Origin of the sequence: Aeromonas sp. 102P (genome assembly GCF_051920345.1) — a bacterium.
GTDB classification, from domain to species: Bacteria; Pseudomonadota; Gammaproteobacteria; order Enterobacterales; family Aeromonadaceae; genus Aeromonas; species Aeromonas veronii.
The window spans coordinates 3,181,621-3,195,992 of sequence record NZ_JBQBCZ010000001.1 but is presented as its reverse complement, the minus strand read 5'-3'; the positions used below and the strand labels follow the sequence as shown (position 1 = coordinate 3,195,992).

Below are 14,372 nucleotides of genomic sequence, written 5' to 3'. Positions count from 1 at the left end.
GAAGGCGGGGCGAGTTACGACTTCTTGGCACCTTCTTGCATCTGCCACACCAGGGTAGCGAAAGGCATGTCGAGGGCGCTGTAGACATCGTGCGCCTTGGGATCGACGTTGCTGCGCAGCATCTCGACCGCGGCAGAGGCGTAGTCGGTGACCGGGATACCGGCCCCCAGCAAGCGTTGCAGCCCAGTGGTGCGCTTGGCTTCGTTGAAGGTGCCGGAGGCATCGAGCACCACCCGGGCATCATAGCCGGCAGCCTTGGCAGAGAGGGCCGGGAAACTGGCGCAGATCTCGAGGGATACCCCGGCGATGATCAGCTGTTTGCGGCCGGTCTTCTCAATGGCGGCGCGCACGGCAGGATCGTCCCAAGCGTTGATGACGGTGCGGTTGATCACCTTCACATCCGGCAGGGCACTGGTCAGTTCAGGCATGGTGGGGCCCCACATGCCATCGGGCATGGTAGCGGTCACGATCACCGGCACGCCGAGGGCGCGGGCGGCGTTGGCCAGCGCCACCACGTTGTGCTTGAGCTCGCCCACCGTGGTGTCGCGCACGCCGCTCAGCAAGCCGACCTGATGGTCGACCAGCAGCAGTACCGCATTGTCTCGGGAGAGCATCTCCAGATAGCGGTTGGGTGATACGGTCGGATGGCTGGCAGCCTCGGCGGCCATGGCCGGTGTCGCTGTGGTGGCCAGCGTGGCGGTCAGGGTCGCCAGACCGAGCAGGGTGGCAGAGCAGATTTGTCGCAGTTTCATGGTGAACTCCTTGTGATATTGGAACAGTCAAACGGCCCTTGCTGGTGGGGCGGATTGCCGCGCAGCAACCGTCTGATGGGGACAGGGCCATTATGATGGCTGCAAAAATAGCGACAATCTGGTGAAATAGGTTCTTATCGTTCCACAAATGGAACGATAAGAATGCTCCTCACCCTGACCAAGGCTGCCCGATGACACCACTGGAACTTGATTTGAATGATCTCTATCTCTTCACCCATGTGGTGCAGCGACAGGGATTCACTGCTGCCGCGCGGGCGCTTGGCGTGCCCAAGTCGCGGATCTCGCGCCGGATCCGGCTGCTGGAGGAGCGGCTGGATACCCGGCTGCTGCAACGTACCTCACGCCAGCTCAGCCTGACCGATGCCGGTGAGGTGCTCTATCGCCACTGTCAGGCGATGCTGGCCGAGGCGCAGGCGGGAGAGGCGGCTGTGCGGCAACGGCAGCAGGAGCCGAGCGGTCTGGTGCGCATCAGCGTGCCCATTACCATTGCCGATGCGCTGCTCGCCCGCTTGCTGCCCGCTTTTATGGTGCAATACCCCAAGGTGAGGCTCGCCGTGCAAGCCAGCAATCGGCAGGTGGATCTGCTGGAGGAGGGGCTGGATGTGGTGATCCGCGGGGTGGCCTTCGAGCAGGCCCCCTCCAGTCTGGTGCAGGTGCCGCTCTGCACGGTGCAGTGGGGCGTGCTGGCGACCCCGGCGTGGCTCTCCCGCCACAATGCGCTGGCGCATCCACGCCAGCTGGAAGGAGAGGATGCCCTGCTTTTCAGCTCGTTGGAGCGTCAGGCCGATCTGTTGCGGCTGCGGCACGATAGCGGGGAGAGTGAGGAGGTGGCGGTCAATGTGCTGCTGCGCAGCGACAATGTGCAAACCCTCAAACAGGCGGCGCTGGCGGGGCTCGGGATGGTGGGCTTGCCACTTTACGCTTGCGTGAATGAGCTGGCGGATGGGCGGCTGCAACAACTGCTGCCCGAGTGGCGTCCCAAAGATGGCAAGCTGGTGATGCTCTATCCCGCGCGGCGCGGTCTGTCACCGGCGGTCAGGGCCCTCATCGACTTTATCAAGGCGCAGTTGCCTGCACTGCTGGCAGAGGTCGGCCAGCCCCGCTGAAGGGGTTATCCCTCCATCTTGGTGCGAATGCGCTCGAACAGGCTCTGCAGGCAGGCTTGATCCCTATCGGCGGCCCGCACCGCGCCGTACATATGGCGACGAATACCGCTGCCTAGGGGGCGGGCGCAGAGCATCCCCTGTCTGACAAACTCGTCGCTGGCCCAGCGCGGCAAGGCGGCAACGCCGAGCCCGGCGGCGGCCATCTGCAGCATCACCGAGGTGTTGTCTACCGGCTTGCAGCGGGCGGGCTCCACCCCGGCGGGTTGCAAAAAGCGGCTGAAGATATCCATGCGGCTGCGCTCCACCGGATAGACCAGCAGCACCTCCGCCCCCAGATCGCCCGGCTCGATGTGGCTCCGGTGGCAGAGGGGATGATCCGGCGCCATCACCAGAGTCAGATCGAAGGCAAACAGCGGCTCGAAGTGGAGATCGCCGCGGGCCTGCACGTCCGAGGTGAGCAGCAGGTCGAGCTGGCCGCCTAGCAGGGCATTGATGGCATCAAAGCCCGGCACCGACTCCACCTCCAGATCCACCCCGGGCCACTGGCGGCGAAAATCGGGCAACAGCGGCAGCAGCCACTGGATGCAGCTGTGGCAATCGAGCGCCAGATGCAGCCTGCCCGCATCGCCGCTCTGCAGGGCTTGCAACTGTTTCTCGGTCTGGGCCAGAGCGGGCAGTACCTGACGGGCGAGGGCGAGCAGCTGGCTGCCGGCTGCGGTCAGTACCAGCGGGCGGCTTTTGCGCAGGTAGAGCTCCAGATTGAGGCGGGTCTCCAGCTCTTTGAGCTGGTGGGAGAGGGCGGACTGGGTAAGGTTGAGGGTCAGCGCCGCACCGGCCAGCGAGCCCTGCTCGGCCAGCGCGGTCAATGTTTTCAAGTGTTTGATCTCTATCCCTGCATTGCTTGGCGCTGCCATAAGATGGCTCCTTGTGAGATTGCGTATGGCGCTGAGGTTACGGTCGGCGGTGGCCTGCTGCGCTTCTTGACTCCGGCACCTCTTGCACCTGTAAAAATCGGCCTCTGTATCCTCGCGGTGAACCTGATTTGCGGTCAGTTGAGGATTATTTGAGAGCCACTTGAAGAGGATTCAATAGCCAGCGTCACCTTATCTTGTCATTTTGGATGTGTAAACATCTGGATGGCTAAATCATCCAGTTTCCCATCAGATGAATGAGCATAAGGAAATGAACCTATGACACGAGCACACACCCTGGGCTTCCCCCGTATCGGCGCCAAGCGCGAGCTGAAATTTGCCCTCGAATCCTACTGGCGTGGCGAGACCACTCAGGCCGAACTCGTTGCCGTGGGCAAGACGCTGCGTGAGCGCCACTGGCAGGCCCAGCACGGCGCCGGGGTCAATCTGCTGCCGGTGGGCGACTTCGCCTGGTACGATCAGGTGCTCGGTACCAGCCTGCTGGTGGATGCGGTGCCTGCCCGTCACCGTCATGGCGAGACCGATCTCGACACCCTGTTCCGGGTGGCCCGCGGCCGTGCGCCGACCGGCCCGGCGGCCGCCGCCGCCGAGATGACCAAATGGTTCAACACCAACTATCACTATCTGGTGCCGGAATTCAGCCGTGATCAGCGCTTCAAGCTGGGCTGGAGCCAGCTGTTTGACGAGGTCGAAGAGGCCAAAGCGCTGGGGCTGCCGGTCAAGGCGGTGCTGCTGGGGCCGGTCTCCTACCTGTGGCTCGGCAAGGAGAAAGAGAGCGGCTTCTCCCGCCTTGAACTGCTCGATCGCCTGCTGATTGTCTATCAGGAGATCCTGGCCAAGTTGGCCGCCCAGGGAGTGGAGTGGGTACAGATCGATGAACCTGCGCTGACGCTGGACCTGCCGGACGAGTGGCGGCTGGCCTACCTCAACGCCTACGAGCGCCTCGCGGGCCCCTGCAAGCTGCTGCTCACCACCTATTTCGGTTCGGTGGCCCATCAGCGCGACATCATCACCAGCCTCAAGGTAGATGGCCTGCATCTGGATCTGGTGGCCGCCCCCGAGCAGCTGGAGACCCTGGTGCCGCATTTGCCTGCCCAGTGGGTCATCTCCGCCGGGGTGATCAACGGCCGCAACGTCTGGCGTGCCAATCTGGCCAAGCTGGCGCCGACTCTGAAGGCACTGAAAGCCAAACTCGGCGAGCGGCTCTGGGTGGCCTCATCCTGCTCATTGCTGCATAGCCCGGTGGATTTGACTCTGGAGCAGGAGCTGGATCCCCAGACCCGCAGCTGGTTCGCCTTCGCCTTGCAAAAATGTTTCGAGCTGGGACTGCTCAGAGAGTATCTGGATGGGGGCGAGCTCGACAAAATCACCGCCTACAGCCAGCCCATCGTGGATCGGGAGTCCGACAGCCGGGTGCACAAAAAAGCGGTGCAGTCACGGCTCGCCAGCCTCACCAACAGCGATTTTGATCGCCACAGCCCCTATCCGGTCAGGGCCGAGCTGCAGCGCTCGGATCTCAAGCTGCCGCTGCTGCCCACCACCACCATCGGCTCCTTCCCGCAGACCTCCCAGATCCGGGTGTTGCGGCAGGATTGGCGCGCCGGTCGCATCGATGACAGCGCCTACGAGGCGGGCATTAAGGCCGAGATCCGCGATGCCATCGCGCGTCAGGAGGCCATCGGGCTGGACGTGCTGGTTCATGGTGAGGCCGAGCGAAACGACATGGTGGAGTATTTCGGTGAGCTGCTGGATGGCTTTGCCATCACCCGCTTCGGCTGGGTACAGAGCTATGGCTCACGCTGCGTCAAGCCGCCGGTGATCACCCGCGATATTGACCGCCCGACTCCCATGACGCTCGAATGGACCCGATTTGCCCAGAGCCTGACCGACAAGCCGGTCAAGGGGATGCTGACTGGCCCTGTGACCATCCTCTGCTGGTCCTTCCCGCGCGAAGACGTGAGCCGCGAGCAGTCCGCCCTGCAAATCGGGCTGGCCATTCGCGACGAGGTGGCAGATCTGGAAGCCGCCGGCATCAAGATCATCCAGATCGACGAACCGGCGATCCGCGAAGGCTTGCCCCTGCGCAAGCAGGATCATCAGGCCTATCTCGACTGGGCGGTGTGCGCCTTCCGTCTGAGCGCAAGCCCGGTGGCGGACCGCACCCAGATCCACACCCACATGTGTTACAGCGATTTCAACCTCATCATCGAGGCGGTGGCGGCGCTGGATGCGGATGTGATCACCATCGAGACCAGCCGCAGCCAGATGCAGCTGCTCGAAGCGTTCGAGCGCTTCAACTACCCCAACGAGATTGGCCCGGGCGTCTACGACATCCACTCGCCGAACGTGCCGAGCCAGAGCTGGATTGAGGGGTTGCTGCGCAAGGCGGCCAAGCAGATCCCGGCCGAGCGGCTCTGGGTCAACCCGGATTGCGGCCTCAAGACCCGCGGCTGGGAAGAGACGGAAGCCGCCCTCAAGGTGATGGTCGATGCCACCAGGGCGCTGCGGGCCGAGCTGGCGTAACCGGCAAGCCGTGACTGCCATCGGTAAGGTGGCGTGCTGACAAACGAACGAGAGAGGGGAAGCCACTGCTTCCTCTCTCTTTTTCGTTGGCCACTTTTTCCACTGGCTTCTGAGCCTTGCCGCAGCCCGCTTTGCACTAGGCTCAGAGTTGGCAGAAGTGGATGGAGTCGCGGCCATGAGAGTCAGTCTGGGGAGCGCAATCCTGTGGGGATTGCTGGTGTGGCAGAGTGCATGGGCGGCGCCAGCGGCCGAGTTGAAGCTGGTCTACTTTGACGACTTTGCCCCATATTCGTGGCGTGACGAACAGGGCAGGATGCGCGGGCTGATGATCGACGTGATGGATCGGGTGGTTGCGCAGATGGGGCTGCGGGTGCGCCATGAAGGTTATCCGTGGCAACGGGCGCAAAAACTGGTGCGGATGGCGCAGGCCGATGGCTTTGTCACCATCGCTACCCGGGAGCGGCGCAGCTATACCCTGGTTGTGGAAGAGCCGGTCACCACCACTGTGCTAACCATTTTTACCCAGCGTGCCCATCCCCGCATGGCGGAATTTCAGCGTGCCAACCGCTTGAGCGACTTCAAATCGCTTACCTTTCTCGACTATTTCGGTAACGGCTGGGGCAAGGAGAACCTGGCGGGCTTCACCGTTCATCACACCATCAATGTTGATAACGTTTTCAAAATGCTGGCGGCGGGTCGGGGGGATCTGATGGTGACCGACCCACTGGTGGCACGTTTCAAACTCAACCAGCTGGGTCTCTCCGGGCAGGTGGTCGAGGTGCCGCTGCAGCTTGCCTCTACCCCGTTCAATCTCTGCATCGGCAAGCACTCCCGCTTCAATACCCGGATAACCGAGTTCAACCGTGCCCTGCAACAGCTGCGACAAAGCGGCGAGTTGGCGCGTATCGTCGAACGCTATCGTTGATGCGCGGCCGCCATCTGCGGTTTGCCAAGGGCGTGTCTATCTTGGCGCCATATCGGCGATGGTTGCCCAGAAGGCATCGATCAAGGGCCCCTTGCTGTGGGGCGGACGGATAAGGCCAATGGTCCAGCAGGCTTCCCCATCTCTAAGGGATAGGGTGAGCACATCCGGGTGCTCTATGGTGGTGGAGGAGGGGACCAGGGTCCAGGCGATCTCTGCCGCCGCGGTGGCGACGCCAGCGGCGAAGTCGTTGACGTACTGGATATCGCGAAAACGCAGCCCGCTCTGGGCCAGATAGTTCATCAGGTGATCGTAAAACGACGGCGCCTTGTCCCGACGCAGGATCGCCAGCGGCTTGTCCACCAGATCCGCCAACTCCCTCACATCGCGGTAGCTGGCGGGTAGTACGGCGATAAAGTGGGCTTCGACCACCGGCAGGGCGTGCCACCCCTTGGGGGCGGGCAGGCGGCAAAAACCGAGATCCAGCTTGCCTTCACTGAGCGCCAGCAGCTGGTGGTGGGTGGAGAGATCGTTGAGCTCGATAGTCACCGGCGGCCGCTCGGCGCGAAAGCGGGCGATGGCGGCGGGCACCAGGATCTTGGTGGCCACGCCAAAGCCGATGCGCAGGGTGCCGACATTGCCCGCCAGCACGTCGCGGGCGGTGCGCGAGAGCTGCTCGCTCTGGATGACTACAGCGCGGGCATCCTCATACAGCGCCCTGCCCAGTCCGGTGAGGCGAGTGGTATTGGCGTTGCGCTCGAACAGCTCGCCGCCCAGCTCCTCCTCCAGCCGCCTGATCTGTTTGCTCAGGGCCGACTGGGTAACGTGTTGACGTACCGCCGCCTGGCCGAAGTGCAGTACCTCCCCCAGAGTGACGAAGGCTTTCAGATCCCGTAGCTCCATCAGGGCTCCTTTCATTCCTGTTGGGAATGCTGAGTGGTCAAATTTGTCATTGGACGGAATTTTAGAAGTGATGGATGCTTATGCCAATTCATTTCGGGCGCCCCGACAGGGGGCGCCGAGTTATCAGAGATGGCTGACACCATCAGCGCAGAAGGAGCAACACCAGATGCATCACCACAAGTTCAACGACTTCCCGAGCGATTTTCTGTGGGGCGCCGCCTCCGCTGCCTATCAGGTGGAGGGAGGCTGGAATGCCGATGGCAAGGGGCCCTCGGTGTGGGATCTCTTCACCAAGCTGCCGGGCAAGACCTTTGAGGGGAGCAACGGCGATGTGGCGGTGGATCACTACCACCGTATGGAAGAGGACGTGGCGCTGATGGCCGAGATGGGGCTCAAGGCTTACCGCTTCTCGGTGAGCTGGCCACGCATCTATCCCACCGGTCGCGGTGAGGTGAACGAGGCGGGGCTGGCCTTCTACGAGAAGCTGATCGACACCCTCTTGGCCCACCAGATCGAACCGGTGCTGACCCTTTATCACTGGGATCTGCCGCAGGCGCTGCAAGATGAGTACGGCGGCTGGGAAGACCGACGGATCATCGACGACTTCGAGCGCTACTGCGTGACCCTCTATCAGCGCTTTGCCGGCAAGGTGAAGTACTGGGTGTCGCTTAACGAGCAGAACTACAACCTGACTAACGCCTATCAGCTCGGCACCCATCCGCCCGCTGTGCAGGATCGCAAGCGCTTCTTTGCCGCCAACCACATCGCGTTTCTGGCCAATGCCCGAGTGATCAAGGCGTTTCGCCAGCATGTGCCAAATGGCCTCATCGGCCCGAGTTTTGCCTACTCCCCTGCCTATCCGGCGTCGTGCGACCCGAAAGATATGCTGGCCTATGAGAACGCCGAGGAGTTCAACAACCTCTGGTGGCTGGATGCCTACTGCTTTGGCCGCTATCCCCAGGCGGCGCTCGCTTACCTGCGAGAAAACGGCGAGGCGCCGGAGATCCTGCCGGGCGATATGGAGCTGCTGCGCGAGGGGACGCCCGACTACATCGGCGTCAACTACTACTACACCCTGACCTACACAGATAACCCCTTGGGCGGTCAGACCCTGCAGCGCATCAACACCACCGGCAAGAAGGGTACTACGCCATCCAGCGGCATCCCCGGCCTCTACAAGACGGCGCCCAATCCGCACCTTGAGACCAGCAACTGGGACTGGGCCATCGACCCGACCGGGATGCGCATCGCGCTGCGTCGCCTCTCTTCCCGCTATGGCCTGCCGCTGATGATCACCGAGAACGGCCTTGGCGAGTTCGACAAGCTGGAGGCGGGCGACAAGGTGAACGATGTGTACCGCATCGATTACCTGCGTAGCCACGTCAAGGCGTGCCAGGAGGCGATGCAGGATGGGGTGGAATTGCTCGGCTACTGCGCCTGGTCGTTCACCGACATCCTGAGCTGGCTCAACGGCTATCAGAAGCGCTACGGCTTTGTCTATGTGGAGCGTGACGAGCAGGGGGGCTCCCTTCGCCGGATCAAGAAAGCGAGCTTCCACTGGTACAGCCAGGTGATTGCGAGCCAGGGCAAGCAGCTCTGACGATGTATCGCGTCGCGTAACCAGCGGGCCCGGGCAATCCCCGGGCCCGCGCTGTTTTTGGCGGGGGAGCGGGGAGAAGCCGGTTTCTCACCGTGCGACTCATGCCTGTTTGCTGATTTTTGTCCTGCCAAAGCCGCCGACCCCTGCTATTATCTGCGGCCGAACATGAGCCAATAAAAATCAGGATATCGTGATGACTGACCACACTTTTATTCCCGGCAAGGACGCGGCGCTGGAAGACTCCATCGAACGCTTCCAGACCAAGCTGCAAGCCTTGGGCTTTGATATTGAAGAGGCCTCCTGGCTCAACCCCGTGCCGAACGTCTGGTCGGTGCATATTCGGGACAAAGAGTGCGCCCTCTGCTTCACCAACGGCAAGGGTGCCAGCAAGAAGGCGGCCCTCGCGTCTGCCCTTGGCGAATATTTCGAGCGTCTCTCCACCAACTACTTCTTCGCCGACTTCTATCTGGGCGAGCAGGTCGCCAACGGCGATTTCGTTCACTACCCGAACGAGAAGTGGTTCCCCATCGAGGGTGACCAGTTCCCGGCCGGTCTGCTCGACAGCTTCACCCGCAAGTTCTACAACCCGGACGGTGAAGTGACCGCCGACATGCTGGTGGATCTGCAGTCAAACAACGAAGAGCGCGGTATCGTCGCGCTGCCGTTCGAACGTCAGTCCGATCACGAGACCGTCTACATCCCGATGAACATCATCGGCAACCTCTATGTCTCCAACGGCATGAGCGCTGGCAACACCAAGACCGAAGCGCGCACCCAGGCGCTCTCCGAGGTGTTCGAGCGCCACGTGAAGAACAAGATCATCGCCGAGGCCATCAGCTTGCCGCTGATCCCGGACGAGGTGATTGCCCGTTATCCGGGGATTGCCGCCTCCATCGCGGCGCTCGAAGCGGAAGGCTTCCCCATTTACAGCTTCGATGCTTCCCTGGGTGGCCGCTATCCGGTCATCTGTGTGGTGCTGCTCAACCCGAGCAACGGTACCTGCTTTGCCTCCTTCGGCGCCCACCCGCGCTTCGAAGTGGCCTTCGAGCGGACCGTCACCGAGCTGCTGCAGGGCCGTGGTCTCAAGGATCTCGACGTATTCGTGCCACCGTCATTCGATAACGAGCAGGTGGCGGATCACCACAACCTCGAGACCCACTTCATCGACTCTTCTGGTCTCATCAGCTGGGATCTGTTCAAGCAGGATACGGACTTCGAGTTTGCCGATTGGGACTTCCGTGGCACCTCACAGGAGGAGTTCGATCACCTGATCGGCATCTTCCACGAGCTGGAGCAGCCGGTCTATATCGCCGACTACGAGCATCTGGGTGTCTACGCCTGCCGCATTCTGGTGCCCGGCATGTCCGACATCTATCCGGCCGAAGATCTGCTGCTGGCCAACAACAACATGGGCGCCAACCTGCGCGAAGTGATCCTGGCGCTGCCATCACTGGATTGGGATGCCGAGCAGTACATGGCGTTGTTTGATCAACTGGATGAAGAGGGGCACGACGAGCGTACCCGTGTACGCGAGCTGCTGGGCATCGCCGCTGTCAAGGGGACCGCGCTGCACACCCTGCGCGTTGGCGAGTTGAAAGCCATGCTGGCGCTGGCCGCCGGTGAGCTGGAGACCGCACTGGATCTCATCGACTGGACCATGGAGTTCAACCAGTCGGTGTTCACTGCCGAGCGTGCCAGCTACTACCGCGCCCTGCGTGCCTGCGTCGAGTTGTTCCTCGACGAGGAGCGGGATCCGGAGCAGTATCGCGCCGTCTTCACTCGCATGTATGGCGAAGAGACGCTGGCACAGGCATGGGCCAACGCCACTGGCGAAGCACGCTTCCACGGGCTGGAAGCGGCCGACCTGTCGCTCTCCCAGTTCCCGCTGCACCAGAAGCTGCTGGCGGCTTACGAGAAGCTGCAAAAGGCCAAGCGAGCCCATCACTGGGCGTGATTGTTGCTGTAAAGGAAGGGGCCGAGTGGCCCCTTCTGTTTATCGTGCGGCAAGGCACGGGATAGTTATTCAAAGATGAAATAAAAAACAAAAAATACCCCTAAGGGGGTTGATGACAGGGCAGGGGATGTGCTGGCGATCTGCAAAGATATCTTGCCAATACCATATTTCCATGCTCTGGAATAAATTCTTTAAAATCATTGCATTAAAAATGTGATATTTCTGTTTCAGCTGATACCTGGTGTAAAGTGGCGTAGCCATCGCACTAAAATATTTGTAGTAAAATTACATTCGCACTCTGATAAACTTGATCAATGTCAATTTTGGCTATTTGGCCCTTTGTTATGATTTCAACAGGCAAAACATTCAGGTAGAAAATAATTGAAAGCTGAATCTCCATTCGATTGTCTCAAGCCCGAAGCCATCGCTGCACTGGCTGAAGACATCACCTATGCCAAGGCTACCAAGCCGGCATACAAGGTCATTCCACTGGCCATCACCGCAGGCGCTTTCATCGCCATCGCATTTATCTTCTACATCACAGTGACGACCGGAACCGGCTCCATGCCTTGGGGTATGGCCAAGCTGGTGGGCGGTCTCTGCTTCTCTCTCGGACTTATTCTCTGTGTGCTGCTCGGTGCCGAGCTGTTCACCTCCACCACCCTGACGCTGGTGGCCAAGGCTGCCAATCGCATCAGCTGGGCTCAGCTGCTCAAGAACTGGGGGCTGGTCTACTTCGGCAACCTGATTGGTGGTCTGTTGATGGTGGCGCTGATCATCGTTTCTGCCGAGTACACGGCAGCAGACGGTCAGTGGGGCCTTAACGCCCTCAAAGTGGCCCAACACAAAATTCACCACACCTTCTTTGAAGCGGTGGCGCTGGGTATCCTCTGTAACCTGATGGTATGTCTTGCTGCCTGGATGGCTTTTGGTGCCCGCAGCGCGACTGACAAGGTAGTGGTTATGCTGCTGCCGGTTGCCATGTTCGTTGCATCAGGTTTCGAGCACAGCATCGCAAACATGTTTATGATTCCGGTTGGTATCGCTATCCACAGCGTGGCTAGTCCGGAATTTTGGCAGGCCATCGGCCAGGATCCGGCAACCTTTGCTGACCTGACCGTATCCAACTTCGTCCTACACAACCTCATCCCCGTGACCATCGGCAATATCATCGGTGGTGGCGTGATGGTTGGTCTGACTTACTGGTTTATCTTCCGTCGTCATCATTAAGGATGATTGCGGGATACTACATCAATACCGTGTGAGGTAATGAAAAATGGCAGAACTTAACGAACAGTTCCAAAAAGCATGGGAAGGCTTCGCGGCCGGTGAATGGCAGACCTCTGTCAACACCCGTGACTTCATCCAGAAGAACTACACCCCGTATGAAGGTGACGAGTCCTTCCTGGCTGGCGCGACCGAAGCGACCACCAAGCTGTGGGACAAGGTCATGGAAGGGATCAAAATCGAGAACCGCACTCATGCGCCGGTTGATTTTGATACTGACCTGCCCTCCACCATTACCGCACACGATGCCGGTTATATCGATCAGAGCCTGGAGCAGATCGTTGGTCTGCAGACTGACAAGCCGCTGAAGCGCGCCATCATCGCCAACGGCGGTATCAAGATGGTTAAAACTTCTTGCGAAGTGTACGGTCGTCAACTGGACCCGATGGTCGAGAAGATCTTCACCGAATACCGCAAGACTCACAACCAGGGCGTGTTTGACGTTTACACCAAAGACATCCTGAACTGCCGTAAGTCTGGTGTTATCACCGGTCTGCCGGATGCCTACGGCCGTGGCCGTATCATCGGTGACTACCGTCGTGTTGCTCTGTACGGTGTTGACTTCCTGATGGCCGACAAACTGGCCCAGTTCAAGTCCCTGCAAGCTGACCTGGAAAACGGCGTCAACCTGGAAGCCACCATCCGTCTGCGCGAAGAGATCTCCGAGCAGCACCGTGCCCTGGCACAGATGAAGGTGATGGCTGCCAAGTACGGTTGCGATATCTCCGTACCGGCCAAGAACGCCAAAGAAGCCGTACAGTGGACCTACTTCGCCTACCTGGCGGCAGTCAAGTCCCAGAACGGTGCAGCCATGTCCTTCGGTCGTACCTCCAGCTTCCTGGATATCTACATCGAGCGTGACCTGCAAAAAGGCCTGATCACCGAGCAAGAAGCCCAGGAGCTGATGGACCACATGGTCATGAAGCTGCGTATGGTTCGCTTCCTGCGTACTCCGGAATACGACTCACTGTTCTCCGGCGACCCGATGTGGGCGACCGAGACCCTGGCTGGTATGGGCGTTGACGGCCGTACTCTGGTCACCAAGAACAGCTTCCGTATGCTGAACACCCTGTACACCATGGGCCCGTCCCCTGAGCCGAACCTGACCATCCTGTGGTCCGAGAAGCTGCCGGTCGGTTTCAAAAAGTACTGTGCCAAGGTATCCATCGAGACCTCTTCCGTTCAGTACGAGAACGACGATCTGATGCGTCCGGATTTCAACAACGATGACTACGCCATCGCTTGCTGTGTATCCCCGATGATCGTTGGTAAGCAGATGCAGTTCTTCGGTGCTCGTGCCAACCTGGCCAAGACCATGCTGTATGCAATCAACGGTGGTATGGACGAGAAGCTCAAGATCCAGGTCGGTCCGAAAACCGAGATGGTCAAGTCCGAGTACCTCGACTACAACGACGTAATGGATCGTCTGGACCACTTCATGGATTGGCTGGCCAAGCAATACGTTGCTGCGCTGAACATCATCCACTACATGCACGACAAGTACAGCTACGAAGCCTCTCTGATGGCGCTGCACGACCGTGACGTATATCGCACCATGGCGTGTGGTATCGCTGGTCTGTCTGTAGCCGCTGACTCCCTGTCTGCCATCAAGTACGCCAAGGTCAAGCCGATTCGTGACGAAGATGGCGTTGCCATCGATTTCGAAATCGAAGGCGAATACCCGCAGTTCGGTAACAACGACGCTCGCGTCGATGATATCGCCTGTGACCTGGTTGAGCGCTTCATGAAGAAGATTCAGAAGCTGAACACCTACCGTGGTGCTGTTGCTACCCAGTCTGTTCTGACCATTACCTCCAACGTGGTATATGGCAAGAAGACCGGTAACACCCCGGATGGCCGTCGTGCCGGTGCTCCGTTCGGCCCGGGTGCAAACCCGATGCACGGTCGTGACCAGAAGGGGGCTGTTGCTTCCCTGACTTCCGTAGCCAAGCTGCCGTTCGCTTACGCTAAAGATGGTATCTCCTATACCTTCTCCATCGTTCCGAACGCACTGGGTAAAGATATGGAAGCCCAGAAAGCCAACCTGGCTGGCCTGATGGACGGTTACTTCCACCACGAATCTAACGTAGAGGGTGGTCAGCACCTGAACGTTAACGTGATGAACCGTGAAATGCTGCTGGACGCCATGGAAAACCCGGAGAAATATCCGCAGTTGACCATCCGCGTATCCGGTTATGCCGTTCGCTTCAACTCTTTGACCAAAGAGCAACAGCAAGACGTCATCACTCGTACCTTCACCGCTTCTCTGTAATCGAGACGTAGTGAGCAAAAACCGGCGCCAAGGCGCCGGTTTTTTTATGCGTGCGATTCAGGGGGAGTAATCATCCCCTGTGAATCGCCTCCAGTTCCAT

10 protein-coding genes are annotated in these 14,372 nt (G+C 59.9%); 7 read left to right on the top strand and 3 right to left on the bottom strand.

Annotation, left to right across the window (positions count from 1 at the left end):
- Positions 1-14 precede the first annotated feature (14 nt).
- A complete protein-coding gene (locus ACTG1K_RS14865) occupies positions 15-752 on the bottom strand; it encodes an isochorismatase family protein (RefSeq protein ID WP_041210334.1) in 738 nt (245 codons plus the stop codon).
- A gap of 191 nt (positions 753-943) precedes the next feature.
- On the opposite strand from ACTG1K_RS14865, the gene ACTG1K_RS14860 reads away from it, so the two are divergent.
- Entirely contained in the window at positions 944-1,879 is a 936-nt protein-coding gene (locus ACTG1K_RS14860; RefSeq protein WP_101530722.1) for a LysR substrate-binding domain-containing protein, read from the top strand.
- Positions 1,880-1,884: 5 nt separating this feature from the next.
- On the opposite strand, the gene ACTG1K_RS14855 is transcribed toward ACTG1K_RS14860, so the two are convergent.
- Positions 1,885-2,793 (bottom strand): LysR substrate-binding domain-containing protein, encoded by a 909-nt coding sequence (locus ACTG1K_RS14855; RefSeq protein WP_101530723.1) that lies wholly within the window; start codon positions 2,791-2,793, stop codon positions 1,885-1,887.
- A gap of 276 nt (positions 2,794-3,069) precedes the next feature.
- Here ACTG1K_RS14855 and metE point away from each other — a divergent pair, with 276 nt between their 5' ends.
- Positions 3,070-5,334, top strand: a complete 2,265-nt coding sequence (gene metE / locus ACTG1K_RS14850; protein WP_439997421.1) for a 5-methyltetrahydropteroyltriglutamate--homocysteine S-methyltransferase — start codon at positions 3,070-3,072, stop codon at positions 5,332-5,334.
- Between the two features lie 175 nt (positions 5,335-5,509).
- Positions 5,510-6,259, top strand: coding sequence for a substrate-binding periplasmic protein (locus ACTG1K_RS14845; protein WP_440005884.1), 750 nt, complete (start codon positions 5,510-5,512; stop codon positions 6,257-6,259).
- 36 nt (positions 6,260-6,295) lie between these two features.
- On the opposite strand, the gene ACTG1K_RS14840 is transcribed toward ACTG1K_RS14845, so the two are convergent.
- A complete protein-coding gene (locus ACTG1K_RS14840) occupies positions 6,296-7,159 on the bottom strand; it encodes a LysR family transcriptional regulator (protein ID WP_201953220.1) in 864 nt (287 codons plus the stop codon).
- A 166-nt stretch (positions 7,160-7,325) separates the two neighbouring features.
- On the opposite strand from ACTG1K_RS14840, the gene ACTG1K_RS14835 reads away from it, so the two are divergent.
- The 4 genes from ACTG1K_RS14835 to pflB all read left to right on the top strand — a co-directional run bounded on the left by ACTG1K_RS14835 (position 7,326) and on the right by pflB (position 14,272).
- Complete coding sequence (locus ACTG1K_RS14835) at positions 7,326-8,759, top strand: glycoside hydrolase family 1 protein (protein WP_429151138.1); 1,434 nt, start codon at positions 7,326-7,328, stop codon at positions 8,757-8,759.
- Positions 8,760-8,952: 193 nt separating this feature from the next.
- Positions 8,953-10,713, top strand: coding sequence for a 30S ribosomal protein S12 methylthiotransferase accessory factor YcaO (gene ycaO, locus ACTG1K_RS14830; RefSeq protein WP_101530728.1), 1,761 nt, complete (start codon positions 8,953-8,955; stop codon positions 10,711-10,713).
- 381 nt (positions 10,714-11,094) lie between these two features.
- Complete coding sequence (gene focA / locus ACTG1K_RS14825) at positions 11,095-11,943, top strand: formate transporter FocA (protein ID WP_005333620.1); 849 nt, start codon at positions 11,095-11,097, stop codon at positions 11,941-11,943.
- A gap of 46 nt (positions 11,944-11,989) precedes the next feature.
- Positions 11,990-14,272: a formate C-acetyltransferase gene (pflB, locus tag ACTG1K_RS14820; RefSeq protein ID WP_005352571.1), complete on the top strand. Its 2,283-nt coding sequence runs from the start codon at positions 11,990-11,992 to the stop codon at positions 14,270-14,272.
- Positions 14,273-14,372: the final 100 nt, after the last annotated feature.

Coding starts and splice junctions, on each gene's coding strand:
- ACTG1K_RS14865 (WP_041210334.1), bottom strand. CDS start 752: ATGAAACTGCGACAAATCTGCTCTGCCACCCTGCTCGGTCTGGCGACC.
- ACTG1K_RS14860 (WP_101530722.1), top strand. CDS start 944: ATGACACCACTGGAACTTGATTTGAATGATCTCTATCTCTTCACCCAT.
- ACTG1K_RS14855 (WP_101530723.1), bottom strand. CDS start 2,793: ATGGCAGCGCCAAGCAATGCAGGGATAGAGATCAAACACTTGAAAACA.
- metE (WP_439997421.1), top strand. CDS start 3,070: ATGACACGAGCACACACCCTGGGCTTCCCCCGTATCGGCGCCAAGCGC.
- ACTG1K_RS14845 (WP_440005884.1), top strand. CDS start 5,510: ATGAGAGTCAGTCTGGGGAGCGCAATCCTGTGGGGATTGCTGGTGTGG.
- ACTG1K_RS14840 (WP_201953220.1), bottom strand. CDS start 7,159: ATGGAGCTACGGGATCTGAAAGCCTTCGTCACTCTGGGGGAGGTACTG.
- ACTG1K_RS14835 (WP_429151138.1), top strand. CDS start 7,326: ATGCATCACCACAAGTTCAACGACTTCCCGAGCGATTTTCTGTGGGGC.
- ycaO (WP_101530728.1), top strand. CDS start 8,953: ATGACTGACCACACTTTTATTCCCGGCAAGGACGCGGCGCTGGAAGAC.
- pflB (WP_005352571.1), top strand. CDS start 11,990: ATGGCAGAACTTAACGAACAGTTCCAAAAAGCATGGGAAGGCTTCGCG.